Annotated in this window: 21 protein-coding genes and 1 tRNA gene; 13 read left to right on the top strand and 9 right to left on the bottom strand. The window is 68.6% G+C overall.

The window, feature by feature from the left end:
* Positions 1–9 precede the first annotated feature (9 nt).
* The 4 genes from ACVTJA_RS24245 to ACVTJA_RS24260 all read left to right on the top strand — a co-directional run bounded on the left by ACVTJA_RS24245 (position 10) and on the right by ACVTJA_RS24260 (position 1,368).
* The gene (locus ACVTJA_RS24245) at positions 10–435 is read left to right on the top strand and encodes an SCP2 sterol-binding domain-containing protein (protein WP_465839536.1); all 426 of its coding nucleotides are present in this window, start codon (positions 10–12) and stop codon (positions 433–435) included.
* Positions 436–451: 16 nt separating this feature from the next.
* Positions 452–721, top strand: a complete 270-nt coding sequence (locus tag ACVTJA_RS24250) for a hypothetical protein (protein WP_465839537.1) — start codon at positions 452–454, stop codon at positions 719–721.
* A gap of 94 nt (positions 722–815) precedes the next feature.
* Positions 816–887: transfer RNA gene (locus ACVTJA_RS24255), tRNA-Val, on the top strand.
* 184 nt (positions 888–1,071) lie between these two features.
* Positions 1,072–1,368 carry a hypothetical protein gene (locus tag ACVTJA_RS24260; protein ID WP_465839539.1) on the top strand — a complete coding sequence of 99 codons (297 nt, stop codon included), beginning with the start codon at positions 1,072–1,074 and terminating at the stop codon, positions 1,366–1,368.
* Positions 1,369–1,395: 27 nt separating this feature from the next.
* Here the strand turns inward: ACVTJA_RS24260 and ACVTJA_RS24265 are convergent, their stop codons facing one another.
* A complete protein-coding gene (locus tag ACVTJA_RS24265; RefSeq protein ID WP_465839541.1) occupies positions 1,396–2,361 on the bottom strand; it encodes a TerC family protein in 966 nt (321 codons plus the stop codon).
* A gap of 352 nt (positions 2,362–2,713) precedes the next feature.
* Here ACVTJA_RS24265 and ACVTJA_RS24270 point away from each other — a divergent pair, with 352 nt between their 5' ends.
* Entirely contained in the window at positions 2,714–3,823 is a 1,110-nt protein-coding gene (locus ACVTJA_RS24270) for a carbohydrate-binding protein (RefSeq protein WP_465839543.1), read from the top strand.
* Positions 3,824–4,098: 275 nt separating this feature from the next.
* Complete coding sequence (locus ACVTJA_RS24275; RefSeq protein WP_465839545.1) at positions 4,099–5,718, top strand: Rieske 2Fe-2S domain-containing protein; 1,620 nt, start codon at positions 4,099–4,101, stop codon at positions 5,716–5,718.
* Between the two features lie 52 nt (positions 5,719–5,770).
* Here ACVTJA_RS24275 and ACVTJA_RS24280 read toward each other — a convergent pair whose 3' ends face one another.
* The 4 genes from ACVTJA_RS24280 to ACVTJA_RS24295 form a co-directional block, all read right to left on the bottom strand.
* Positions 5,771–6,343, bottom strand: a complete 573-nt coding sequence (locus ACVTJA_RS24280; RefSeq protein WP_465839547.1) for a hypothetical protein — start codon at positions 6,341–6,343, stop codon at positions 5,771–5,773.
* A gap of 281 nt (positions 6,344–6,624) precedes the next feature.
* Positions 6,625–7,752 (bottom strand): hypothetical protein, encoded by a 1,128-nt coding sequence (locus ACVTJA_RS24285; protein WP_465839549.1) that lies wholly within the window; start codon positions 7,750–7,752, stop codon positions 6,625–6,627.
* Positions 7,753–7,783: 31 nt separating this feature from the next.
* Positions 7,784–8,884, bottom strand: a complete 1,101-nt coding sequence (locus tag ACVTJA_RS24290; protein ID WP_465839550.1) for a hypothetical protein — start codon at positions 8,882–8,884, stop codon at positions 7,784–7,786.
* Positions 8,881–10,134 (bottom strand): glycosyltransferase family 2 protein, encoded by a 1,254-nt coding sequence (locus ACVTJA_RS24295; RefSeq protein ID WP_465839551.1) that lies wholly within the window; start codon positions 10,132–10,134, stop codon positions 8,881–8,883. Before ACVTJA_RS24295 ends, ACVTJA_RS24290 begins: the two co-directional genes overlap by 4 nt.
* Positions 10,135–10,428: 294 nt before the next feature.
* On the opposite strand from ACVTJA_RS24295, the gene ACVTJA_RS24300 reads away from it, so the two are divergent.
* Entirely contained in the window at positions 10,429–13,173 is a 2,745-nt protein-coding gene (locus ACVTJA_RS24300; protein WP_465839553.1) for a galactose oxidase-like domain-containing protein, read from the top strand.
* Here the strand turns inward: ACVTJA_RS24300 and ACVTJA_RS24305 are convergent.
* On the bottom strand, positions 13,142–14,356 hold the full coding sequence (locus ACVTJA_RS24305; protein WP_465839554.1) for a phosphatase domain-containing protein: 1,215 nt from the start codon (positions 14,354–14,356) through the stop codon (positions 13,142–13,144). The genes ACVTJA_RS24300 and ACVTJA_RS24305 overlap by 32 nt on opposite strands.
* Before the next feature lie 85 nt (positions 14,357–14,441).
* Between ACVTJA_RS24305 and ACVTJA_RS24310 the strand changes: the two genes are divergently transcribed.
* Positions 14,442–15,221, top strand: a complete 780-nt coding sequence (locus ACVTJA_RS24310; protein ID WP_465839555.1) for a 4'-phosphopantetheinyl transferase family protein — start codon at positions 14,442–14,444, stop codon at positions 15,219–15,221.
* A 15-nt stretch (positions 15,222–15,236) separates the two neighbouring features.
* Here ACVTJA_RS24310 and ACVTJA_RS24315 read toward each other — a convergent pair whose 3' ends face one another.
* Both ACVTJA_RS24315 and ACVTJA_RS24320 read right to left on the bottom strand, forming a co-directional pair.
* A complete protein-coding gene (locus ACVTJA_RS24315; protein ID WP_465839557.1) occupies positions 15,237–15,947 on the bottom strand; it encodes a thioesterase II family protein in 711 nt (236 codons plus the stop codon).
* 115 nt (positions 15,948–16,062) lie between these two features.
* Entirely contained in the window at positions 16,063–16,851 is a 789-nt protein-coding gene (locus tag ACVTJA_RS24320) for a GNAT family N-acetyltransferase (protein WP_465839559.1), read from the bottom strand.
* Between the two features lie 169 nt (positions 16,852–17,020).
* On the opposite strand from ACVTJA_RS24320, the gene cysD reads away from it, so the two are divergent.
* From cysD to cysC, 3 genes are read left to right on the top strand one after another with little or no spacing between them, the layout of a single operon-like run.
* Positions 17,021–17,926: a sulfate adenylyltransferase subunit CysD gene (gene cysD, locus ACVTJA_RS24325; RefSeq protein ID WP_465839560.1), complete on the top strand. Its 906-nt coding sequence runs from the start codon at positions 17,021–17,023 to the stop codon at positions 17,924–17,926.
* Positions 17,926–19,182, top strand: a complete 1,257-nt coding sequence (locus ACVTJA_RS24330) for a sulfate adenylyltransferase subunit 1 (RefSeq protein WP_465839562.1) — start codon at positions 17,926–17,928, stop codon at positions 19,180–19,182. Before cysD ends, ACVTJA_RS24330 begins: the two co-directional genes overlap by 1 nt.
* Before the next feature lie 11 nt (positions 19,183–19,193).
* Entirely contained in the window at positions 19,194–19,751 is a 558-nt protein-coding gene (gene cysC, locus ACVTJA_RS24335; protein ID WP_465839563.1) for an adenylyl-sulfate kinase, read from the top strand.
* Between the two features lie 107 nt (positions 19,752–19,858).
* Here the strand turns inward: cysC and ACVTJA_RS24340 are convergent, their stop codons facing one another.
* Positions 19,859–21,448, bottom strand: a complete 1,590-nt coding sequence (locus tag ACVTJA_RS24340; RefSeq protein WP_465839565.1) for an MBL fold metallo-hydrolase — start codon at positions 21,446–21,448, stop codon at positions 19,859–19,861.
* A gap of 212 nt (positions 21,449–21,660) precedes the next feature.
* Between ACVTJA_RS24340 and ACVTJA_RS24345 the strand changes: the two genes are divergently transcribed.
* Together ACVTJA_RS24345 and ACVTJA_RS24350 are read left to right on the top strand one after the other, a co-directional pair.
* Entirely contained in the window at positions 21,661–22,446 is a 786-nt protein-coding gene (locus ACVTJA_RS24345; protein ID WP_465839567.1) for an alpha/beta hydrolase, read from the top strand.
* Positions 22,447–22,725: 279 nt separating this feature from the next.
* Positions 22,726–23,922: an aminotransferase-like domain-containing protein gene (locus tag ACVTJA_RS24350; RefSeq protein ID WP_465839568.1), complete on the top strand. Its 1,197-nt coding sequence runs from the start codon at positions 22,726–22,728 to the stop codon at positions 23,920–23,922.
* Positions 23,923–23,969: the final 47 nt, after the last annotated feature.

Consider the following 23,969-nt stretch of genomic DNA (forward strand, 5'->3'; position numbering starts at 1 on the left):
AGTTCTGTAATGCCGAAGTTCCCGTCGAAGGAGTGGTTGGACGAGGCCGTCCGCCTCACCAACGAGGACCCCGAGTGCGCCGTGGCCGGCAAGGGCTGGCAGGGCGACTTCGGGGCCGTTGTCGAGGCCGAGCCCGGCAAGCTGGCGAAGTCGTTCGTGGTGCACGTCGTCCCAGGCGACTGCCGGATTGAAAAGGCCCGCGTGCTGTCGGATCCGGATGACCTGGACGAGCTGGAGCCCGTGTACCTGGCGCGCGCGCCGTACTCGGTCTGGAAGCAGCTCCTGAAGGGGACGTTGGATCCGGTGGAGGCGGTGCTCAAGCGCCGCATCTCCATGCGGGGCGACCTGCAGCCGCTCATCGAGCGCATGAAGTACAAGGGCATCGCCGACCGGGTCTTCGCGAAGCTGCAGACGCAGTACCTCGACGAGCCGTGAACGGGGGGAGAGCCACATGGGCATCCGAGACGACTTGAAGAAGCAGGCGCTGGACGTGTCCGGCAAGGCCGTGGAGAAGCTCATGGCGGACGAGAAGCGCGCCATGGCCATCGCCTCCGCCATCGGGAAGGTGCAGCGGGGCAAGCAGGCGCTCGACCGCGGGCAGGAGGAGCTGATGAAGGCCTTCCACTTCGCGCCCAAGAGCGAGTTCAAGGCCCTGGGCAAGCAGCTCTCTGGACTCAAGCGCCGCCTGCGCGAGTTGGAAGAGAAGCTGGACGGGCTGTAGTCGAAAATGCGTTGACACCTGCGCGGGCGGATGGCATCTACACCCGCGTTCGCCGCTGACGCGGGCCACGCGGTGGCGGCGACACAGACAGCACGGGCGTATAGCTCAGCGGTAGAGCACTGCCTTCACACGGCAGGGGTCGCAGGTTCAAACCCTGCTGCGCCCACTTCAAAGAGGCCGTGAGTCTCAGGGGAAACCCGAGGCTCACGGCCTCTTCGTTTTCCGGCCGAGTGTTCACTGCGTGCGGCCTCGTGCTGCGGGCGGATGGCGCAGTGGCCCGGGCGTGCCACCCTTGGCACGTGCCGACGAGGAACCTCCGATTCTCATGGGAGCCGAGGGGAGGCGTGCTGGTGAGTGCCACGCCTCCGAACGACGTGCTGGCGGACTACCTCTCCGAGGAGCTCCGGCCGGGCTCGGGCGCGGCGGAGCGGCTGCTGGCCCTGGTGCAGGAGTTCCGCACCGGCCGCACGGGCACCTGGGAGGTGCCCGGGGACTGCTACAGCGTGGAGCTCACCGCCGCGCGAGCCACCCTCCGCACCGAGCACGCCATTCCAGGGCGCACGCTGCACCTTCCGCTGGAGGACTTCGCGGAGGCGGTGCGCTCCTGGCTGGACTTCGTGGCGCTGTCCCGCGCCTCGGCCTCCTGAGCGGCTGGCCGGGGGCGCGGGCCGGCGTCAGGCCTCGTGCGCCTCGGGCAACGGCTTCTCCGCGGGCGCGTTCCGGCTCTTGATGAGCGACGCGACGATGCTGGCGCCCAGCAGGGTGGCGATGATGCCCAGCGACAGCGCGGGGGGAATCTTCACGAAGTCCACCACGGCCATCTTCGCGCCGACGAAGACGAGCACCGCCGACAGGCCCACCTTCAGGTAGCTGAACTTCTCCACCGCGCCGGCCAGCAGGAAGAACATCGAGCGCAGGCCGAGGATGGCGAAGATGTTCGACGTGAAGACGATGAACGGATCTCGCGTCACCGCGAAGATGGCGGGGATGGAGTCGAGCGCGAAGATGACGTCCGACGCCTCCACCAGCAAGAGCGCCATGAAGAGCGGTGTGGCCAGCCAGCGGCCGGTCTCCTTCGTGAAGAAGTGATGGCCGTGGAAGGTGCTCGTGGAGGGGATGGTGCGCCGGGCGAACTTCATCATCCAGCCCTCCTCGGGGTGCTCCTCCTTGTTGCGCTGCAGGAAGAGCTTCACGCCGGTGACGATGAGGAAGGCGCCGAAGACGTAGATGAGCCAGTGGAAGCGCTCCAGCATGGCCACGCCGGCGAAGATCATGATGGCCCGCAGCACCAGCGCGCTGAGGATGCCCCAGAAGAGCACCCGGTGCTGGTAGAGCGCGGGGATGCGCATCGCCGAGAAGATGACGACGAAGACGAAGATGTTGTCGACGGAGAGCGACTTCTCGATGAGGTAGCCGGTGAGGAACTGCATGCCGGGCTCGGCGCCGAACTTCCACCACACGCCCGCGTTGAAGAGCAGCGCCAGGCTGATCCACACCGCGCTCCAGCCCAGCGCCTCCTTGACCTTCACCACGTGCGCCTTGCGGTGGAAGACGCCCAGGTCCAGCGCCAGCATCGCGATGACGAACGCGATGAAGCCGCCCCATAGGGCCGGACTGCCTACGCTCTCGAGATTTCCCATAGGGACTCTGAGTTAAGAACCGTCCCACCCATCCACAAATAGAGATTCCAGCGGTGCTCCTTCGAGAAAACCGAAGGATGCGCGGCGGGCAGGTGTTCGCCCGTCCACACGGTAAGCAGGCGACGGAGCGGCCCGTCGTCCGGCGTCGGGTCGGGAAATGTTCAGTAGCGAGATGGGTTCAGCCACGTCCCGGTTGGACTGAACAGTCACGGGCAACGAGACCAGCCAGGCGTCCCCGTCCCCCCCGCGAAGGCAACCCGGCCTTCTGGGACGCGGGGCGCGGCGTGAAGGCCGCCCGCGATGGCGCGCGCGGCCCCGTCACTCTCGTGGCCCCCCGAAGAAGGACAGAGCATTGATCCGGAACCGTTTTCTCGCCTCGACGTGTGGCGCGCTGTTCGCGCTGGCCTCTTTCTCTGCCTGCGGCAACGGTGGCAACGGTGGTTCCTCCACGCCAGGGGCCGTCGAGTCGCCCGCTGAGCAGCCTTCCACGCCGACCCCCACTCCGTCCGAGCCCCCGGTGACCGAGCCCGCTCCGGAGCCCACGCCCGCCCCGGTGCCCACGCCCACGCCCGCACCGGTGCCCACGCCCACCCCGACGCCGGAGGAGCCCGCGCCCACCCCGACGCCGACTCCCACCCCGACTCCGGCACCGGATGAGTCCGCGCAGACGCCGTCCAATCCGGGCGCGGACAAGTTCGGCGTGACGATGCTCCACCCGACGGTGAATGGCGGCGAGCAGTGGTTCCTCGCGGACAACGCGACGGCGGACAAGCGCTTCGACCCGCAGGACACGATTACGCGCAACTCGGACGGCTCCTGGAAGATGAAGAGCAGCCAGGTCCGCATGGGCGTGTCCACGTCCACGGGCTACAGCGCCTCGAAGATTCCGACGTATGACCGCGACGTGCTGGCCAGCCGCGGCTACATGCAGGCCGCCAACGACTGGAAGAACATCGAGATGACGGGCTTCGTGAAGCTCAACGCGGCGCAGGACGTCTCGGACAACTTCGACTGGTACGCGCGCGGCGGCAAGCACAACGACGACAACTCCGGCTGCGAGGGCAGCAGCTACAAGGGCGGCCTGCACTACGACGGCCGCGCCCGCTGGCAGAAGGAGACGTGGCACGTCTCCTACGAGCAGGCTCCCTACAAGCCCGCCACCTCGGCGCTGAAGGGCCGCTGGGTGGGCTTCAAGGCGGTGATGCGCAACACCACCGCCAAGGGCAAGCAGGCCGTGCACCTGGAGCTGTACGTCAACGAGAACGCCGACAAGGTGACCTGGAAGAAGGTCCACGACGTGGTGGACGCCGGTGACTGGGGCGGTGATGCCGATCACTGCGGCGGCGCCGTGGGTGCCATGCCCATTACCTGGGGCGGCCCCATCGCCACCTTCCGTTGGGACAACGCGAACGACGTCGACTTCAAGTGGCTGTCGGTCCGCGAAATCCAGCCGGAGTCCTGAGGGCTACCGGCTTCATCGCGCTGAGACGGTGAAGCCGGTGTCATGAAGTCAACGAGGGCGCGGAGGACGAGGGTCCTTCGCGCCCTTCGTGTTTCCTGGCGGACGTGGGAGGCGTCCGTTGAAGGACGTCCGCATTGTACCGGAGGGCAGGTGGCCGGGCTCGCGGACGGTTCCCAGCCTTCGGGCGCCGACGCGCCAGTCGCCGGCATTCGTCTGTCCGGGCGCGGCGCCTCGCCGGCCCGCCTCATGTGTCCGAAGGGGTAGGGGAGACTTCCATGCAGATTACTTTCCTGGGCCACGCCGGCTTCGTCGTGGAGACCGCGGGGGCCATCGTCGTCATGGACCCGTGGCTCTCCCCGAAGGGCGCCTTCGACTCGGCGTGGATGCAGCTTCCTTGCAACCACCACCTGGCTCCGTTGGTGCGCGAGAAGCTGGAGACCCCGGGCAAGGAGCGGTTCCTCTACATCAGCCACGAGCACAAGGACCACTTCGACCCGGAGTTCCTCGCCACGGTGCAGCGGCGGGACTTCACGGTGCTGGTGCCGAAGTTCCATCGCTCGGAGCTGCAGGACGTCTTCGCGAAGTATGGCTGCAAGCGCGTCATCGCCTGCGAGGACGCGCGCGAGGTGCCCATCAAGGGCGGCTACATCAAGCTCTTCGTCTCCGAGCAGGGCACCAACCGCGACTCGGCGGTGATGGTGCGCGGGGACAACCAGTGCTTCCTCAACCTCAACGACTGCAAGCTCCATGACCGCATGGTGCGCATCGTGGCGGAGGAGGGGCCCATCGACGTCTTCTCCGCGCAGTTCTCCGGGGCCATCTGGCACCCCACCTGCTACGAGTACCCGGCCGAGACGTACGCGGCGATTTCGCTGAAGAAACGCGACAGCAAGTTCGAGGCGGTGGCCCGCACGCTGGAGCAGGTGGAGCCGCGCGCGTACATCGCCGCCGCGGGCCCGGCGTGCTTCCTGGACCCGGCGCAGTTCCACCTCAACTTCGAGAAGGTGAACATCTTCCCCAGTGCGACGCAGCTCTTCGAGTTCATGAAGAAGCGGCTGCCCCACGCCACCACGCGCTACCTGGAGCCCATGCCCGGAGACGTGCTGGACGTGAAGTCGTTGGAGTTCGTCTCGCTGGTGCCGGAGCGCGTGACGCCGGAGAACATCGGGCAGTACCTGCGCGACTACGCGGCCATGCAGGAGCACGTCTTCCGAGAGCGGCGCCGCAACATGCTGCGCGCGGAGGTGGATGAAATCCACGAGCGCCTGCGCGTGGAGCTGCAGCGCAAGCTGGACCTGCTGGACCTGCACGAGCGCGTGGGGATGCCGCTGTACGTGGAGCTGACGGAGCTGCCCGAGCGGCTGTTGCGCGTGGACTTCAAGGGCCGGCGCGTGGACGTGGTGCCGGAGATTCGCGAGACGGTGCGCTACACGATGAAGACGAGCGCGGCGGACATCGTGCGCGTGCTGGACCGGAAGCTGAACTGGGAGGACTTCCTGTTGTCGTTCCGCCTGCGGCTGAGCCGCAACCCGGACGTGTACGAGCCCGTGCTGCATGGCTTCCTCGGCGTGGAAATCGAGGACATGCGTGAGTTCTGCGAGGGCATCCGCGCCACGGAGGCGCAGCGCGAGCGCGCCGTGGTGGAGGTGGGCGGCAGGCGCTTCTCGATTCAGCGGTTCTGCCCGCACCAGGGCGCGGACATGTCCGGAGGCTGGGTGGAGGAGGGGCGCTACCTCGTGTGCCCCCGGCACCGCTGGCAGTTCGACATGCAGAACGGTGGCCGCTGCACGCTGAACAACTCCAGCCTCTGCGCGGAGCCCGTGACAGAGCGCGAGTCGTCGGACAAGGCCGAGAAATCGGCCGCTGCCGCGACGGGCGCCGAGGCGCGCACGTAGGCGGAGTGGGGCAGGGGGCCGGTGCGTGAGCCCGGCCCCTCGGGCGCATGAATCAAGGCACGGGGCTGAAGAGCTGAAGGGCCACGCGCACGTTGTCCGAGCGCAGCCCCACCGGGCCGTTCAGCTCCAGCGCCGCCTCGGGCAGCTCGCCTTCCCATGCGAGCTTGCCGTCCGTCCAGACGCGCAGCGCGGCGCCGTCGAGCACGGCACGCAGCGTGTGCGAGGCTCCCGGCGCGGGCGCGCCCACGGAGGTGCTACGTAAAGGGCGCACGGTGGTGTAGCCCGCGTTGCCGCACTCGCGGCTGGTGTGCTGTCCCGGGTTGAGCTTGTAGTTCACGACGACGCCCGGCTTCGGGGCGATGCGCCACATCACGTACACCAGGTTGCAGCCGTCCTGCGCGCGCAGCTTCAGGCCCACCTGCTGTCGCTGCTCACCCGAGGCCAGGGCCTTCTGCTGCGCAGTAGTCCCGAGCACCGTGAAGCGCAGCTCGACGGAAGAGGACGTCGCGTCCCCCTTCAGCACTGCGCGCATCCGGGGCCCGTCGACGGTGAGCTGCCCATCCTTCCCCGGGAGCATCTCACCCTCCGTCACATTCAGCGCGGACAACGCCACGGGCGCCGGCATGCGCGTGCCTCCTGCGCGAGATGAGGACTCGTCACTCGCGGCTGGCGCGGGTGCGGAGCCAGGTGACGCCGAATTGCGCGTGCTTCCTTCTCGGGGTTTGGCGCGTGGGCGCATCGCTTCACTCGGGGCCGGCTCACGCGCGGAAGCACGGGACGTCGCCGTCCGGGCCGGAGGGGACGCCTCCTCTCCATCCTGGCTCTTCCCCTTGCACGCCACGGAGCCGCCGAGCAGCACGGCCACGGCGACACAGGCCGTGAGCACGTGCCGCGGGCCCCTCGGTGTCACGGCTTTCCGGCTCCAACGAGCGAGCCGAGCGAGTCCACATGCGCGCGCAGGTAGGCCTGCTCCGCGCGCAGTCGCGTCAGCTCCAGCAGCAGGTAGTCGCGGAAGCGTCGGACCTCGCGCGTCCGCAGCGCCTCCACCTCACGGAGCTGCCCCTCCAGGTCCGCCACCAGCGTGGACACCTCGCGCAGGCGGCCTTCCTCCGTGCGATGCCTCGCGCGCAGCTCCGCCATCAGCTCCGCCACGCGCTGGGACACACCGGACACGTCCTGGAGCGACGCACGGCGACGGCCCTCCCTCGCGCGCGCGTTGGCCGAGCCCTGCCACAGGTGGCCCAGGTTGTAGGTGAGCAGGAGCTGCCCCGACAACGGGACGCTCTGCTCCACGTCGAAGACCTCGTCGTAGCCGCCGCGCACGCTCAGCTCCCAGGCCTCCGCCCGGCGCAAGCCACCGGAGTACGACTCCAGCTCGTCATCCGCGGCGCGCATCTCCTCCAGCAGCGCCTCCAGCCGCTGGCCCCCCGCCAACTGGGGCCGGCCCGCGAGCTTCTCGCGGGCGAGCGCGGTGTTCGTGGCCAGCTCGCGCAAACCGTCGAGCCGCACCTGCACCGCGTTCAGCTCCTCCAGCGTCGAGCGCCCCTCACGCAAATCGTTGCGCAGCGCCGCGACGAGCTCCTCAGCGCGGGGCAGTGACTCCTGGAGCACGCGGGCTCGGGCCTCCAGCGCGGCATCCTCGCCCAGCCCGGGGCCCTGGTGGACGGCGGCCTCGAGCAGGGCCATGGCGCGCTGCCGGCGGCAGTCCGCCTCCGCGCGCTTGCGGAGCGTCGCGCCCCGGTACAGCCCCACGAAGTCGTAGCTGACGCCGGCCGTCAGCCGTGGCTTCGGCTTGCCCAGCGCACTGCCGCCGCTCGACTCGCCCGCGTTCACCACGCCGAAGCTGGTGTACAGCTCCGGAGCCAGCTCCAATACCGACTCCGCGTCCGCCACGCCGCGCACGAAGTCGCAATAGCCGCTGGCCCGGTCCTCCAGCCTGGCCGCGCCCTCGGCTTCGGGCGGAGGCGCCGACTGCGCCAGCGCGGTGCGCGCGACCAGGGCCAGCAGCGCACCGCCAGTGAGCATCATCCGCATAAACCGTCTCCACCTCCAGGAGGCGATGCCATCAGAGCAGCATCGGAGGACTGCCCAGGTGCAGCAAATCCTCTCGTGCGGACGGCGAGTCCGAGAGCTGGATTTCCACCATTACGCCCCGGATCATGTACTGCCGGATGGGGTGCTTGAGGGAGACCTCGCCCTCCAGCACCTTCCCCGTCACGCCCACCTCTCGGCACCAGAACAGCTTCGCCGCGCAGGCATACAGCGGCGTGCCCTGCTCGGCGTGGCTCAGGTTCTCGTAGGGGACGAAGGCCACCGTGAGGTCCTTCTCGATGGCCCGCAGGTACGGCGACGAGCGCAGCGAGGCAATCAACGTCTCGTACCGCAGGGCCACGTCGTCCAGCGCCTTCAGGTCCTGCTTCAGGCTCCTGAGGGTGGCCTCGGCGCGAGCCAGCTCCAGCGTGGAGTGGGTGAACTCGCGCTCCAGCAGCAGCACGTCCGTCGTCATGCCGTCCGCCGAGGACTCCTGGCCCAGCCCCTTCTGCACCGCCGACAGGCCCGCCATCTCCCGCTGGAGCGAGTCCAGCTTCGTCTCGATGTCCACCGAGCTCTGCGCCAGCGACAGGTTGCTCTGCGCGAGCTGCGCCAGGTGGTGGTTGATGGTGAGCTTGTCCTCCTGCTCCAGCAGGCGCGCGCCGAACAGCGCGTCCGTGCGCACGCGCGTCAGCCCGGAGAAGGCGCGGTTGGACTGGACGATTTCCGCGCGCGCGAGCCCGAACTCACGCCGCAGCGCGGAGAGGCGCCGGGACACGCGCTCGCGCGAGGCCCGCTCGCCATTCAGCGCCACCCGGAAGCGCTGCTGGAACGAGCGCTCCGCGGCGATGGTGCGCTCCGTGTCCGCGATGCGGTCCTCCACCGCGCGCCGCTCCGAGAGCACGTGGTCCCTCGCGGACGTCTGCGCCGCCACCTGCGTGCTGAGGGAGAGGATTTCCGCGTCGGTGGGCGAAATCACCGTGGGCGTCACCCAGCTCCGGCTCACCATGAAGAAGCCCTGTACGGTGAGGAAGGAGAGGAGCCCGAGCAGGATCAACGCCAGCAGCACCGAGCCCATGAACTTGTAGGCCGACACCACGACGGAGTTGATTTTGTTGGCGACGCGTTGGTTCATGGATGTGAGCCCTCACCAGCCTGGGTGCGAGGAAGGCTGCTGCTGTCGTTCGCGGGCGACGTGGCTGGCGCGACACTGGGACTGCCCCGCGTCTCCCAGCTCCCCGAGTCCAGCGTGAGCAGCGCGAGCGGAGTGAAGAGCGCGTAGGTCACCGGCATGAGCAGCCCCATGGGAAGGAAGCTCGCGCCATGCACGCGCCGGTCCTCCGGGAGGTGCCGGGTCTCGATGCGGTAGATGATTCCCAGCAGGCCGATGACGAGGAAGTGGAAGGCAAGGATGTCCCAGAACTCACCGTTGATGACGTTGTGCACGATGACCACCGGGTACGAGAGCAACAGCGCGAGCTGCGACACGTAGTGGACGGTGATGACGGGGTGCAGCCGCCACGCGTGGGACAGGCCGCCCAGCAGGTCCACCAGGTTGGAGCGCCGCCACCGCAGCTGCTGCGAGAAGTACCCGGCCAGCGTCGCGGGCGCGGCGGTGAAGCAGAACGCGTCCAGCGTGTAGACGGTCTCGTAGTTGTGCTTGACGATCTGCCGCGTGAGGAACCGGTCCTCGCCGTACTTGATGGGAACGCCGGCGATGGAGCGCGCCTCGAGGATGGGCTCCAGCTCCAGCATGACGTGGCGGCGGTACGCGGTGAGGCAGCCCGTCAGGCACATCACCTGCCGGAAGCTGCGCTCCAAATCCTTCAGCCACTCCTGGGCGAAGTGGAACTTGATTTCAATCATCCGCGTCAGCCAGTTCTGGTGACGGTTCGTCACGAAGGTGCGGCCGCCCACGGCGCCGATGCGCGGGCTGGTGAAGCGCCGCACCAACTGTCGGACGGCGGACTTGTCCACGATGACGTCCGAGTCCACCGAGACGATGATTTCCGCGTCCACGGCGGCCTTCACGCCCCGGTTGATGCCCTTGCGCTTGCCCATGTTCTCCGGGTTGCGCATCACGAGGACGTTGGGGTGTCCCTCCGCGGCCTTCAGCGCCCAGGCGTAGCTGTCGTCCTTGGAGCAGTCATCCACCACGACAATCTGGAGCAGCTCATGCGGGTAGTCCTGCTCCAGCAGGCTGCGGACGGCGTGGAAGATGCCCTTCCCCTCGTTGAAGAGGGGAATGACGATGGCCACGCGCGGCCGGTACGTGTCATCGACCCGGTCGAACCGATCGCCGCGCATGCGCCGCAGGAACGGACCGAGGATGTAGCGGTTCATCAGCACGACGATGAACAGCAGATGAATGGGAAAGAGCTCCATCTAGGTCCAACTCCCCGTCACGCCTGCGAGCTCCTTCCCCACGAAGGCGCCCCGCCCTCGCTGCCCCCGAGATGAGCGACCGGAAGGTTGGCGGGGCGCCTCTCGCCGCCAACTGCCCACGTGTACAGGTGGATTGACGAGGAGTGAGCAGCGCCCTCGCCTTCAGCCCGTCACCTTCAAGGCAGGACTTGCGACTGGCGCCGGGGATGCCGGTGGACCCGGGGCCCCTCAGGTTCAGCCACCGGACTTCCGGCGGTGCTCCGCCTGGGGAGAGCCATGTCATCAGGATCAGGATTGAGGGCACCGCGAGCGTTCGCGGTGTGGCTGTGGGCGTGTGCGCTGTTGGTCAGTGGCGCGGCGCGCGGACAGGCTCCTTCCGACGTCGGACAGTGGACGTACCTGGGGGCCTGGCCCATCTCCGCCACCCACGCCAGCCTCCTCCCCAACGGCAAGGTGTTCGTCTTCGGCGAGTTCGAGGAGGGCAGGGGGCCGCCGGTGCTGTGGGACCCCGCCACCAACACGCGCCAGTCCGCGGCCCGGCCCGCGTACAACATCTTCTGCTCGGGGCATTCGTTCCTCGGCGATGGCCGGCTGCTGGTGACGGGCGGACACAGCGATTCGCACGTGGGGCTGTCGCACACGAGCATCTACGACGCGGAGAACGACACCTGGCTCAGCGGCTCCGAGATGCCCGAGATGAATGACTACCGCTGGTACCCCACCAACACCACGCTGCCCAACGGCGACGTGGCCATCCTCTCCGGGGAGTCGCACGGCCCTGGGATGATCAACCAGCTCGTGCAGGTGTTCCAGCTCGGCGGGCCGGACAGCGGGACACCCAGCTCGCTGCGGGATTTGTCCACCGCGGTTCGTGAGCTGCCCTACTACCCGCGCATGTTCGTGGCGCCCAACGGGCGGCTCTTCTTCGCCGCGCCCCGGCGCGCCACCCTGTTCCTGGACTGGCGCGGCACGGGCACGTGGTGGGAGTACGGCCGCAGCCTCTTCGGCGGGCGCACCTACGGCCCGGCGGTGTACTTCGACGGGAAGGTGATGATTCTCGGCGGCGGGGACCCACCCACGGCCACCGCGGAAATCATCGACCTCAACCAGGCAAAGCCGGCGTGGCGCTACACCGCGTCCATGTCGCTGCCCCGGCGGCAGGCCAATGCCACCATGCTCCCGGACGGCACGGTGCTCATCACCGGCGGCTCCAGCGCCAGCGGCTTCAACACCGCCTCCGGCGCGGTGAAGTACGCGGAGGTCTACAACCCCGCGACGGAGAAGTGGACGAAGTGGGCCTCCGCGAGCGACTTCCATGGCTACCACGCCACGTCGCTGCTGTTGCCGGACGGGCGCGTGCTGCACGGCGGTGGCCGCAACGTGAAGACGATGGAGGTCTTCTCGCCGCCGTATCTCTTCAAGGGCTCGCGCCCCACCATCGCCTCGGCGCCCGGCCTCATCGAGCCGGGGAAGAGCTTCAGCGTTTCCTCGCCGGAGGCGGCGTCCATCCGCAAGGTGACGCTCATTGGCCTGGGCTCGTCCACGCACGCCATGGACCAGGGGCAGCGCTTCCTCACGCTGGGCTTCACCCCGACGGCGGACGGGCTCACCGTCACCTCGCCTGCCACCAACGTGGACGCACCTCCGGGGCCGTACATGTTGTTCCTGGTGGATGACCGGGGCGTGCCGTCGGTGGGGAAGATGGTCACGGTGGCGCTGGTGACCCCGAAGCTCGAGCGCCTCATCTCCTTCAGCGACGTGTGGAAGTACGACGCCCGGAACGTGGACATCGGCTCGGATTGGATTCTCCGGGACTATGTCGACTCGTCGTGGCCCTCCGGCCCCGGGCAGCTCGGCTACGGGGATGGGGACGAGGGCACGCTGCTGACGCGCACGTCGCCGGCCCAGCCCTCGGTGTACTTCCGCAAGCACCTCACGCTCGACAAGCCTGTGACGCGCGCGCAATTGGAGGTGCTCTTCGACGACGGCATCGGCGTGTGGGTCAACGGCGTTCCCGTGTACGCGAAGAACCTGGGCAACGGCGTGGCCTTCGGTGCGTACGCGTCCGCCTCGACGAGCAACGAGTTCGACCGCGCCACGGTGCCGCTGTCGGGCAACCCCTTCGTGGTGGGGGACAACGTCATCTCCGTGGTGGTGAAGCAGGCGAGCGGCACGTCGGCGGACCTCACCTTCGCGCTGGGGCTGGAGGCGGAGCTGGGCAGCGAGGGGCCTCCGCCGGACACGCTCACGCTGGTATCGCCCAACGGCGGCGAGAGTCTGCTCGTCGGCGCGTCCACCCACATCCGGTGGAACACCAGCGGCAACGTGTCCGCGGTGGACCTGGCGCTGTCAGTGGACGGCGGTGCCCACTGGGCGCCCATCGCCTCCAACGTGGTGAATACGGGAGCGCATGTGTGGCGGGTGCCGAACGTGTCGACGTCGCAGGCACTGGTGCGCGTTTCCCGCGCCGGAGGCGGCGCACCGATGGACGTGAGCAACGCCGTCTTCACCCTCTCCAACGTGCGACGCGAGACGCCCATCCCCTGGCGCTCCACGTGGAAGTTCCGGGACAACGGACAGGACCCGGGCGCGACGTGGACGTCCGCGGGGTACGACGACAGCGCGTGGCTGTCCGGCGCGGGCCAGCTCGGCTATGGCGACGGGGACGAGACGACGGTGCTCACGCGCACCCTCCCGTCTCAGACGAGCGTGTACTTCCGAAAGAAGATTGCCGTGTCCGGTCCCGTGACGAGCGCCACGCTCAACGTGCTCTACGACGATGGCCTCGTCGTGTACGTCAACGGCACGCCGGTGCTCTACCGCAACGTGGCGGCGAATGGCACCGCGCACGCGAAGTACGCCAACGCGGGCTCGGAGAACTCGACCGCGATGGCGGCCCTGGCTCCAGACGTCTTCGTGCAGGGAGAAAACACCATCGCCGTCATGGTGAAGCAGGTGGGCAGCACGTCGCCCGACCTGACCTTCGACTTGTCGCTGGAGCTGGGTATCAGCGTGCCGCTGCCGCAGGTACGGCGGTGATGGCGGCCGCGCGCTTCAAATCCCTCTCCAACTCGAAGAGGCGTGCCTCGCGCTGACCAGGCGAGGTGAAGGCGATGCCGGCGATGGACTCCTGCGCGGCGCGGGCGATGCGCGCCACGCCGTCGCGGGCAATGACTCCCACCTGGAAGGCCTCCACCGCGGCGCCCACGTAGGTGTCGAAGAAGAAGATGCGCTTCGCGCGCCAGGACTGGCGCGTGGCCTCCGGCGTGTCCACCACGTCGTGGATGAAGACGGCGTGCACCGAGTGCGGGGCCGCCACGAGCATCCGCTCTCCGAACTCCACGTCGCCCTGGCCGCTGTCGCCCACGAAGACGAAGCCGTACTCGGGGAAGAGGCGGAGGTAGCGCGTGAAGTTGTCGAACTTCTTGTCGGCGATGCGCGAGTTGCCGATGAGGTTGGCGAAGCTGCCGGAGAGCACCGCGGGCGGAGGGACGCCGCGCTCGCGCAGGGTGTCCAGCGTCATGTTCTCCACCACGCCCAGCGCGTCCATGGGCCGCGCGGTGACGAAGGTGAGGTCTCCGTTGCGGCCGGGCATGATGCCGGGCCCGCGGTCCAGCTCGGCGTAGAAGGCGATCACGCCCGGGTACACCGTCTTCGACGGGTAACGCCGGTCCTTGAGGTTGGCGTAGAACGTGTCGTCGATGTCGCTGAGGACCTTGTTCTCACCGCTGGGCGTGGCCTCGGCCTCGTGGCGGATGTGGGCGAGGATTTCCTCGCGCACGCCCGGGTCATCCACGTCGTCGAAGACGAGCTTCTCCAGGTCCTGGTGGTTGCCGCCCGCGTCGAGCAGGTTCTTGAAGGCCGTCAGCTCGCGGCCGTGCAGCCCGAGGAACAGCTCCCGGATGTGGCGCTCCGCGTCCGACGGCGTGGCGCCCACCTGCAACGCCGTCACCAGGCTGGCGCGCACGGGGAGGGACAGCTCGCCTGCACGCCGGACGCACAAGAGCTCCAGCAGGGCGGTGTGGTTGGCCGGACCGACCAGGCGGTCATCCACGTCCTCGAGCAGTGCCTCCAGGTCCACGTTGCTCAGCAGGAAGTTGAGCTCCGCGGCGCTGGCTCCGGTGAGCAGCTCCAGGATGCGGCGCTCCTCTGCGGCATCCGTGTGGCCGGCCATGAGGTCGCGCAGCGTCTCCAGCTTCTTCGTCGCGGCAGTCAGGTCCATGGTTCTTTCCCCCCGGCCCTTCGGGACGTGTCCGGGCCACCCCACAGCCTACGCGGGCCGGATGACGGCGTGGTAGATGTGGGGCATGTCGAATGTCTCGAACCTCCTGGAGCTGCGGCCGGAAGAGGTCCACGTATGGATTGTGGAGCCGGAGCGCATCGATGACCGGAAGCTCCTGGACGCGTACTGGAACCTGCTGGACGCGGGCGAGAAGGAGAAGCAGCGCCGCTTCCGCTTCGAGCGCCACCAGCGGCAGTACCTGGTGAGTCACGCGCTGGTGCGGCTGACGCTCTCACGCTACGCGCCGGTGGCGCCCACCGCGTGGACCTTCGCGACCAACGCGTATGGGCGGCCGGAGATTCAGGGCGAGTGGGGCCCGAAGCTGCGCTTCAACCTCTCCCACACGGACGGCATGGCCCTGGTGGCGGTGGGCACGGGTGCGGAGCTGGGCGCGGACGTGGAGGACGCGGAACGGCCCGGGGAGACGGTGGAGATCGCCGACCACTACTTCGCGCCCACGGAGGTGGCCACGCTGCGCGGCCTGCCACAGGAGCGCCACCGCGCGCGCTTCTTCGAGTACTGGACGCTGAAGGAGGCCTACATCAAGGCTCGCGGCGCGGGCCTGTCGCTGCCGCTGGAGCAGTTCGCCTTCCACCTGGAGCCGGGGACGTCGCCGCGCATCTCCTTCGACCCGCGCATGCGCGACGAGCCGGACGCGTGGCAGTTCGTCCAAATCAAGCCGTCCGAGCGGCACCAGGCGGCGGTGGCCCTGCGGCGGGCGCGGGGCCTGCCGCTGAGCGTGCGCTGGCAGTTCACCGTGCCGCTGGCCGGGGACACCACGCCGCCCCGAATCCAGGCGGCGTAGGCACGGCAGGGGACTTCAGGGCGACGGAGCCATCCAGCGCCCGAGGTCCTCGCGCACCGCGGTGAGGATGGCGCTCTGCTGCTGGTGGATGAAGAAGTGGCCGCCGGGGAAGTGGCGGACCTGGAAGTGGGGGCTGGACGTCTCCTCGCGCCACGTTTCCAGCTTCTCCACGGGGACGTGCGCGTCGCCCACCGCGCCCATGACGGAGATGGGCACGTTGAGCTTCACCGGGTGGTTGCCGTTCTCCCACCAGGCCAGCGCGAAGTCCGCTCGCAGCGTGGGCAGGAGCAGCTCCAGCAGCTCCTTGTGCTGGAGGATTTCCTCCGGCGTGCCGTCGTACTTGCGCAGGTGGTCGATGAACTGCGCCTCGGGCAGGTGGTGGATGGGCTCGCGGTCATTCGCGCGCGGCGGGCCGGCGGCGGCCAGGAGGAGGCCTCGCGGCATGGGGCCGTTGCGCACGTGCAGGCGGCGCGTCAGCTCCAGGGAGATGCGCGAGCCCATGCTGTAGCCGAAGAAGGCGAAGGGCCTGTCCAGCAGCGGCGCGAGCACGGGAAGCAGCGCGTCCACCAGCGCCGGCAGGTTGTCGAGGGGCTTCTCCATCAGCCGCCGCTCGCGGCCGGGGAGCTGCACCGCGCACACCTCCACGCCCATGGGCGACAGGGCGTCGACCCAGTTCTTGTAGATGGCCGCGCTGCCTCCGGCGAACGGGAAGCAGAACAGCCGCATGCGTGGCTCGGGCAGCGGCTTGCGCGTCGGGAACCAGCGGTCAGGGCTACTCGGGCTCGGGGAGGTCGGACTTGGCATGGCTTGATGGCTCTGTCGCACGGGCATGGAAAACGGGTCAAGTCCCCGGGGCCGGGCGCACCATGATGAGCTTCGGGTACGCGCAGCGAAACCCCGCCTTCTCGTAGCTGCGCTGAGAGGCGGTGGAGGGCTCCGTGGACGCGGTGGCCACGTCACAGCCCCGCTCGGCCGCCCACGTCAGCCGGCCATGGATGAGCGCGAGCTGCAGGGCCCGTCCGCGGTAGGGCGGAGGCACACCATCTCCCGACAGCAGTGCCACGCCCTCCGTCGCGGACACCACGCCCACGCCCCGGGGCTCTCCGTCCACGCACGCGAAGAAGCACGTGTTGCAGGGCGCGCGCGTGAGGTTGAGCCCGCCGAGCAGCTCCACCTCCGCCGTCGCGGGCCGTCCCGCGTAGGCGTGGAAGAAGAGGCCCGCCCAGGCGCGCTCCTCGCCCGCGAGGATGGGCCGCACCGTCACGCCCGGCGGAGGTGGAGGCACCTCGCCCGGCTGGCGCCACCAGACGAGCTGGAACGACTCCACGGCGTAGCGGCGCTTCGCCAGCTCCTGGCCCAGCGACGGGTCCGCGAAGGGATTCAGCTCGATGCGCACCGCGCCGCCGCCCTGGCCCAGCAGCGCCTCCATCCGGTCCACGTCCGCCGCGCTCACCGTGCCCTTCAGCCCCACGCCCAGCGCGACGGAGAACAGCGCGCGGGGCCCGGTGTAGATGGCACGCCCACCCGCCACGTGCAGCGAGGGCCGCCCGACACGCCCCGGCAGGGGCGTCTGGTCCACCTGCTCCGCCTGCGCGTGCTCGATGCGCCACGCCAAATACCGCGCGTCCATGGGCCACCTCGGGGACAGTCTGCTCCAAACCCACACTGCGCGTGAGCCCGCGCCCGTTGCACTCCCACCCGGGACGTCGTGCTTCGAGCTGGTGCATCCGATGTATCAAGTGTCACGGGAAATAGGGGGCTGGCCGGGCTGACGGATAGCTGTGCTAGCTTGCTCCCTCGTGAGTTACGAGCTGTCACATCTCGAGGCCCTGGAAGCCGAGTCCATCTTCATCATCCGCGAGGTGGTGGCCGAGCTTGATCGCCCGGTGCTCCTGTTCTCCGGAGGCAAGGACTCGGCGGTGATGCTGCACCTGGCGGTGAAGGCGTTCGCGCCGGCGCCGCTGCCCTTCCCGCTGATGCACGTGGACACCGGGCATAACTTCCCGGAAGTCATCCAGTACCGCGACGCGCGCGTCGCGGAACTGGGTGCGCGGCTCATCGTCGCGTCCGTGCAGGAAGCCATCGACGCCGGCAGGGTGGCCGAGGAGAAGGGCCCGCGCGCCTCGCGCAACCGCGCGCAGACGGTGCCGCTGCTGGAGGCGATTGAAAAGCACCAGTTCAACGCCGTCTTCGGCGGCGCCCGGCGCGACGAGGAGAAGGCCCGCGCCAAGGAGCGCGTGTTCTCCTTCCGCGACGAGTTCGGGCAGTGGGACCCGAAGAACCAGCGCCCGGAGCTCTGGAGCCTCTACAACGCGCGCCACCGCCGCGGTGAGCACCTGCGCGTCTTCCCGCTGTCCAACTGGACCGAGCTGGACATCTGGCAATACATCGACCAGGAGAAGGTGGCGCTGCCGTCCATCTACTACAGCCACCGGCGCGAGGTGTTCCGCCGCGACGGCATGCTGATGGCGTGGTCGCCCTTCCTGCAGATGCTGCCGGGTGAGGAGGTCATCACCGCCGAGGTGCGCTTCCGCACCGTGGGCGACATGACCTGCACCGCGTGCGTCGAGTCCTCGGCCACCACGGTGGAGCAGGTCGTCAATGAGATTCGCGCCTCGCGCGTCACCGAGCGCGGCGCCAGCCGTGCCGACGACAAGTTCAGCGAGACGGCGATGGAAGACCGCAAGCGTGAGGGTTACTTCTAGTGGAACTGCTTCGTTTCGCGACCGCGGGCTCCGTCGATGACGGAAAGAGCACCCTGATTGGCCGGCTGCTCTATGACACCAAATCCATCCTCGAGGACCAGCTGGCCGCCGTGGAGCGCACCAGCCGCGCCCGGGGCGACGAGTACGTCAACCTGGCGCTGCTGCTGGACGGCCTGAAGGCCGAGCGCGAGCAGGGCATCACCATCGACGTGGCGTACCGCTACTTCTCGACGGTGAAGCGCAAGTTCATCATCGCGGACACGCCGGGACACCTGCAGTACACGCGCAACATGGTGACGGGCGCCTCCACGGCGGACCTCGCGCTCATCCTCGTGGATGCGCGCAAGGGCGTGCTGGAGCAGACGCGCCGCCACGCGTTCATCGCGTCGCTGCTGCGCGTGCCGCACCTGGTGCTGTGCATCAACAAGATGGACCTGGTGGGCTTCGACCAGGCCGTCTTCGACGGCATCCGCGAGGAGTTCCGCAAGTTCTCCATGAAGCTGGACGTGCAGGACCTCACGTTCATCCCCATCTCCGCGCTGGGCGGGGACAACGTGGTGTCGCGCTCGGAGAAGATGCCCTGGTACGAGGGCCCCACGCTCCTGCACCACCTGGAGAACGTGCACATCGCGTCCGACCGGAACCTCATCCACGTGCGCTTCCCGGTCCAGAGCGTCATCCGCCCCATGTCCGCGAAGTACCACGACTACCGCGCGTACGCGGGGCAGGTGCTGGGCGGCGTGCTGCGTCCGGGTGACGAGGTCATGGTGATGCCCTCCGGGTTCACCACCACCATCCGCGACATCGAGCTCGCCGGGAAGAAGCTGGACGAGGCCTTCCCGCCCATGTCCGTCAACGTGTCGCTGGCCGAGGAGCTGGACATCAGCCGCGGCGACATGATCTGCCGCCCGGGCAACCCGCCGCTGGCGGGCCAGGACATCGACGCGATGGTGTGCTGGCTGTCGGAGAACACCGTGCTGCAGCCCGGCGCGCGGCTGGCCATCAAGCACACCACGCGCCTGGCGCGGGCGAAGATCAACCAGCTCCACTACCGGCTGGATGTGAATACGCTCCACCGGGACGAGGGCAGCGCGCAGCTCAAGCTGAACGAGATTGGCCGGGTGACGTTGCGCACCACCGTCCCCCTGTTCTTCGACGAGTACCGGCGCAATCGCCACACCGGCAGCTTCATCCTCATCGACGAGGCGACCAACGCCACGGTGGGTGCCGGGATGATCAACGGCCCCGCGGTTTGAGGTGAACGACGATGCGGCAGAACTCGGGATTCATCCTCTGGCTGACGGGTATGTCTGGCGCGGGCAAGAGCACGCTGTCGCGCGCGCTGCAGGCGCGGCTGGACGGCGTGCGGCCGGTGGAGTTGCTGGACGGTGACGAGGTGCGCACGTGGCTGTCGCGCGGCCTGGGCTTCTCGCGCGAGGACCGCGAGGAGAACGTGCGGCGCATCGGCAACGTGGCGCTGCTGCTCGCGCGGCACGGCGTGGGCGTCATCGTCGCCGCGATTTCTCCCTACCGGAGCTCGCGCGACGAGGTGCGCCGCATGGCCGCGGCGAAGGGCATTCCCTTCCTCGAGGTCTACATCCAGGCCAGCCTGGACGCGCTCATCGCCCGCGACGTGAAGGGCCTCTACAAGAAGGCGCTCGCCGGGGAGATTCCCCACTTCACCGGCGTGTCGGACCCGTATGAGGCGCCGGAGTCCCCCGAGGCCACCGTGCGCTCGGACGCGGAGCCGGTGGATGCGGGCCTGGAGCGCGTGCTGGACATGCTGCGCAAGCGCGACCTGCTGCCTTCCGCCGCGGCGGCTTGAGCTGGCAGGTGTGACGGCGGCCTCGGTAAAGGCCGCCGTCCGTTACCCGCGCTGAACGACTCACGGAGGCGCTCCATCCACACGGAGGAGCGCCTCTTTTGCGAGAGCTACTTGAGGATGCGCTCCATCCGCACGTAGGGGCGCTCGGCCTGGATGCCCTTGCCCTTGCAGAACTCGAGGAACTTGTTCGACTCGACCATCTGCGGGGCCTTGTCGTCGTACACGAGAATCATCACGTGGCGCAGCCACGGCTCCTGGCCCATGGCGTAGACGTAGACCTCCTTGGGCGCCAGGTAGTTGGTGATTTCGGAGGCGCGCGCGGAGTCCGAGCCGTTGAGCCGGCGCGCCTGGTCCATCTTGCGCGGCAGCGGGTTGCTGAGCAGCGGGCCGTACATCCAGCTCATCGGGCCGCCCTCGCACTCCATGCCGAGGAAGAGCACGTCGATGGTGCCGATGATGTCGCGCAGGTACTGGTAGAGGCGCGGCTCAATCGCGTTCGAGTCCGCCGCCATCAGCATGGACTTGCCGCCCAGCCGCACCAGGTGTGCCGTCTTGGCCTGGATGGCGAGGTCGCTGTGCTCGCCCATGAAGGGCAGGCCGGTGATGGAGCCGCCCGGCACGGGAATCTCCTGCAGGTCGTCGATCTCCACCACGTTCTTGAAGCCGGTGTGGTGCAGCATCAGACGCAGCGACGGGTCCGCCAGCGAGTTGCCGTTGTTGCGCGGGACGATGATGGTGCCCACGCGGTGACGGAGCTGGAGCAGCGTCTCCATCATCAGGTGGTCGGCGTGGCCGTGGGTGATGAGGACGTAGTCGATCTTCTCGGGCAGGTCCGAGTGCGTGAAGCGCGGCAGGTCCGTGGGGAACTCGTAGCTGATGACGGGGTCCGTGAGGATGCTCACGTCCTTCGTCTCCAGCAGCACGCAGGCGTGGCCGAAGTAGCGCACGCGCACGCCCTCACCGGTGTAGCGCTCCGCGCGGCGCGGCGCGGTCTCCGTGAAGAGGTTGGCGAAGGCGGCCGAGGCGCTGGCGGGCACGCCCAGCATCTCCGCCACGCGGCCCGGGGAGCCGGCGGTGTGGCGCATGCGGAACAGCTCGTCCAGGCCCTCGTGCTTGAAGGGCACCTTCAGCCACAGCGGCGAGTCCTCCTCCAGGCGCGGCGTGCTGAAGATGTACGGGCGCCAGTCGCCGTCCACCATGTTGAGCGTCACGCTCTGCGAGGACTCCTGGTGGAACTTGCTGCGGTACAGCAGCGGCTCGATGACGCGCGCGCTGGCGCGGTGGGCCAGGTCGTACGTCAGCTCCACGTAGCCGCGGAGGATGTCCGGCACCTTGGGGTAGAGCGACTCCAGCGAGCCGCCGTTGTTGGGCGCCATGAGCTGCTCGAGCTCGGCCATCGCCTTGGTGTACGCGAGCATGTGCGCCTGCTCGCGCTGGGTGCGCTCCAGCAGCTCCTTCACCTGCGGCACGCGCGAGGCCGGGTGGTTGATGAAGGGCCCGCCCATCAGCATCGGGTTCTTGAGCGCCGCCACGTGGACGTCCGGGTTGGCCACGAAGGACTGCATCAGCTTCAGGTGCAGGTTCGTCACGAACAGCGGCGCCGTCGCCGGCGACAGCAGGTACCACCAGACGTACCACTGGTTGTAGAGCGGCTCGATGGCGACGTTCGGCTTGAGGTACATCGGGCGGTCCAGCATCACAGACTCCAGGCGAGGCTTGATTAGTCAGCGGGCTACGCGAGCAGCGAAGCTCGGTTGATACACGGATTTCCGCCCACAAGCACGGGTGGGGGGACGGGGACAGGGGCGGTGTAGGTGCCGTGCGCGTGAGTGTCCGTGTTCGATATGGTTCCGGTTGTTTCCGCGTTTCCCGCGTGAGACACACCGCGCCTCACAGGGGGTTCCCACGGATGAAGACAACGTGCGCGACGTTCCACCGAGGTGCCGCCGGGGCAGTCCTGGTGCTGCTGGCGGCCATGACGGGCTGCAGCGAGCCGACGCACCTCACGGAGACGCGCTTCGGCTCGGCGGCCATCGCGTTGCGAGCGACGCCGCCCACCGAGCCGTCCTCGCTGCGTGGAGAGCTGCCCCTGGACCCGAGCAAGCCGGATGGCGGCACCGGCATCCTGCTGGTGCCGGATAGCTACAACCCCGACACGCCCGCGCCGGTGGTGGTGCTGCTGCACGGCGCCGGCGGCACGCCCGAGTCCATCCTGACCATCATGAAGGAGGAGGCGAAGGCCAACGGCACGCTGGTGATGGCGCCCAAGTCCGTGGCCGGCTCGTGGGACATGATTGCGTTCGGCCGGTACAACGTGGACCTGGCGCACATCGAGCTCGGGCTCAAGCGCGTGTTCCGCGAGTACTCCATCGACCCGGAGCGCGTCTCCATCTGCGGCTTCTCCGACGGCGCGAGCTACGCGCTGTCCGTGGGCCTCACCAACGGCGAGCTCTTCCGCCGCATCACCGCCTTCTCACCCGGCTTCGTCGCCGCGTCCGAGCTGCGCGGCAAGCCCCACGTGTTCATCTCCCACGGCACCCAGGACCAGGTGCTGCCCATCGAAACGGGAGGCCGCCTCATCACCAAGGAGCTCCGCGAGGAGGACTACTCGGTGGACTACCGCGAGTTCGACGGCCCCCACGCGGTGCCCAAGGCCCTGGCCCAGGATGCCTTCAACTTCATGACGACGCACTGAGCCGTCCTCCCGGCACGAAGTCGGGAACTACCCACGAGGGCGGGGTTTCAAGACAGTCCGCCCCATCTGGAATGTTCATCTCTCAATGAAGTATCATGCGACCCCAGCTTCGTGGGAACGCAGGTATTTCAGGGAAGTTGACCAGGTGGAGGACTTCCCGCCCGGCGCACCCTTTTCTTCGAAGTCATCCAGCGCAAGGAGGCGCGCGGGTTTGGCGGAGCCAACATCCGGGCGTTGTCCGAAGCGGTGGAGCGTGAGCAGGCCCGGAGGCCCTGAACCATGTCGTCCCCGATGAACACCCCTGAGCTTCCCCTGGCGTCCTGGGCACGGCGGATTGCGCCGTCCGCCATGCAGGACATGCTGCAGAACATCACCAAACCCGGCGTCTTCTCGTTGGCCCTGGGGCTGCCGGCCGCCGAATTGTTCCCCACGGAAGGCATGGGGCAGGCGGCGGCGCGCGTCCTGGCGGAGCAGGGTGGGGCGCTGCAGTACTCGGCGACGCTGCAGCCGTTGCGCGAGCACGTCGTGCGGATGATGGAGAAGCGCGGCGTGAAGTGCTCGCCGCAGCAGGTGTTCCTGACGACGGGCGCGCAGCAGGGGATGAACCTCCTGGTGCGGCTGATGCTGGAGCCCGGCCAGTCGGTGATGCTGGAGGACCGGGTGTACTCGGGCTTCCAGCAGGTGCTGGAGCCGTACCAGGCGAAGCGGCTGCCGGTGCGGCGGGACTCGCGCACGGGTCTGGACTTGGACGCGGTGGAGGCGGTGCTGAAGTCGGGCGAGCGGCCGGCGTTCCTGTACACGATGAGCGACGGGCACAACCCGCTGGGCACGAGCATGGCGATGGAGGCGCGCGAGCGGCTGGTGAAGCTGGCGCGCGACTACAAGCTGCCCATCATCGAGGACGACGCGTACGGGTTCCTCCAGTACGAGGACACGGTGCTGCCGCCGCTGCGCGCGCTGGATGAGCGGTGGGTGTACTACGTGGGCTCGTTCTCGAAGATTCTCGCGCCGGCCCTGCGCGTGGGCTGGGTGGTGGTGCCGGAGCAGATGGTGTTCCGGCTGGCCACGGTGAAGGAGTCGAGCGACATCGACACGGCCACGTTCACCCAGCGCATCGTCCTGTCGTTCCTGGACTCGGGGAAGCTGGAGGGGCACCTGACACAGCTGCGCCAGGAGTACCGGACGCGGCGGGACGCGCTCCTGAAGGCGCTGGACGCGCACATGCCCAAGGGCGCGACGTGGACGAAACCGACGAGCGGCATGTTCGTCTGGGTGGAGCTGCCGGAAGGGGCGGACACCACGGCGCTGCTCGCGAAGGCGCTGGAGACGGAGAAGGTGGCGTACCTGCCCGGGCAGGCGTTCTCGGTGGCGGGGGGAAGGTCCGCCGCGCACTGCATGCGGCTGAACTTCAGCAACTGCGAGCCTGCGCGGATTGAAGAGGCCGTGGCCCGGCTGGGGCGGGTGCTGAAGGCGTAGAAGAGGGTGGGGGCCGCCCGGAGGGACGGGGCGGCCTCTCACTCCGT

The sequence above is a fragment of the Pyxidicoccus sp. M6 genome, assembly GCF_055568925.1.

Excerpts from the sequence above, each read along its gene's own strand:
- ACVTJA_RS24290 (WP_465839550.1), bottom strand. The coding sequence starts at position 8,884 with ATGAACCAACGCGTCGCCAACAAAATCAACTCCGTCGTGGTGTCGGCC.
- ACVTJA_RS24340 (WP_465839565.1), bottom strand. The coding sequence starts at position 21,448 with ATGCTGGACCGCCCGATGTACCTCAAGCCGAACGTCGCCATCGAGCCG.
- ACVTJA_RS24245 (WP_465839536.1), top strand. The coding sequence starts at position 10 with ATGCCGAAGTTCCCGTCGAAGGAGTGGTTGGACGAGGCCGTCCGCCTC.
- cysC (WP_465839563.1), top strand. The coding sequence starts at position 19,194 with ATGCGGCAGAACTCGGGATTCATCCTCTGGCTGACGGGTATGTCTGGC.
- ACVTJA_RS24265 (WP_465839541.1), bottom strand. The coding sequence starts at position 2,361 with ATGGGAAATCTCGAGAGCGTAGGCAGTCCGGCCCTATGGGGCGGCTTC.
- ACVTJA_RS24305 (WP_465839554.1), bottom strand. The coding sequence starts at position 14,356 with ATGGACCTGACTGCCGCGACGAAGAAGCTGGAGACGCTGCGCGACCTC.
- ACVTJA_RS24315 (WP_465839557.1), bottom strand. The coding sequence starts at position 15,947 with ATGCGGCTGTTCTGCTTCCCGTTCGCCGGAGGCAGCGCGGCCATCTAC.
- ACVTJA_RS24320 (WP_465839559.1), bottom strand. The coding sequence starts at position 16,851 with ATGGACGCGCGGTATTTGGCGTGGCGCATCGAGCACGCGCAGGCGGAG.
- ACVTJA_RS24310 (WP_465839555.1), top strand. The coding sequence starts at position 14,442 with ATGTCGAATGTCTCGAACCTCCTGGAGCTGCGGCCGGAAGAGGTCCAC.
- ACVTJA_RS24295 (WP_465839551.1), bottom strand. The coding sequence starts at position 10,134 with ATGGAGCTCTTTCCCATTCATCTGCTGTTCATCGTCGTGCTGATGAAC.
- ACVTJA_RS24345 (WP_465839567.1), top strand. The coding sequence starts at position 21,661 with ATGAAGACAACGTGCGCGACGTTCCACCGAGGTGCCGCCGGGGCAGTC.
- ACVTJA_RS24280 (WP_465839547.1), bottom strand. The coding sequence starts at position 6,343 with ATGCCGGCGCCCGTGGCGTTGTCCGCGCTGAATGTGACGGAGGGTGAG.
- ACVTJA_RS24250 (WP_465839537.1), top strand. The coding sequence starts at position 452 with ATGGGCATCCGAGACGACTTGAAGAAGCAGGCGCTGGACGTGTCCGGC.
- ACVTJA_RS24350 (WP_465839568.1), top strand. The coding sequence starts at position 22,726 with ATGTCGTCCCCGATGAACACCCCTGAGCTTCCCCTGGCGTCCTGGGCA.
- ACVTJA_RS24275 (WP_465839545.1), top strand. The coding sequence starts at position 4,099 with ATGCAGATTACTTTCCTGGGCCACGCCGGCTTCGTCGTGGAGACCGCG.
- ACVTJA_RS24285 (WP_465839549.1), bottom strand. The coding sequence starts at position 7,752 with ATGCGGATGATGCTCACTGGCGGTGCGCTGCTGGCCCTGGTCGCGCGC.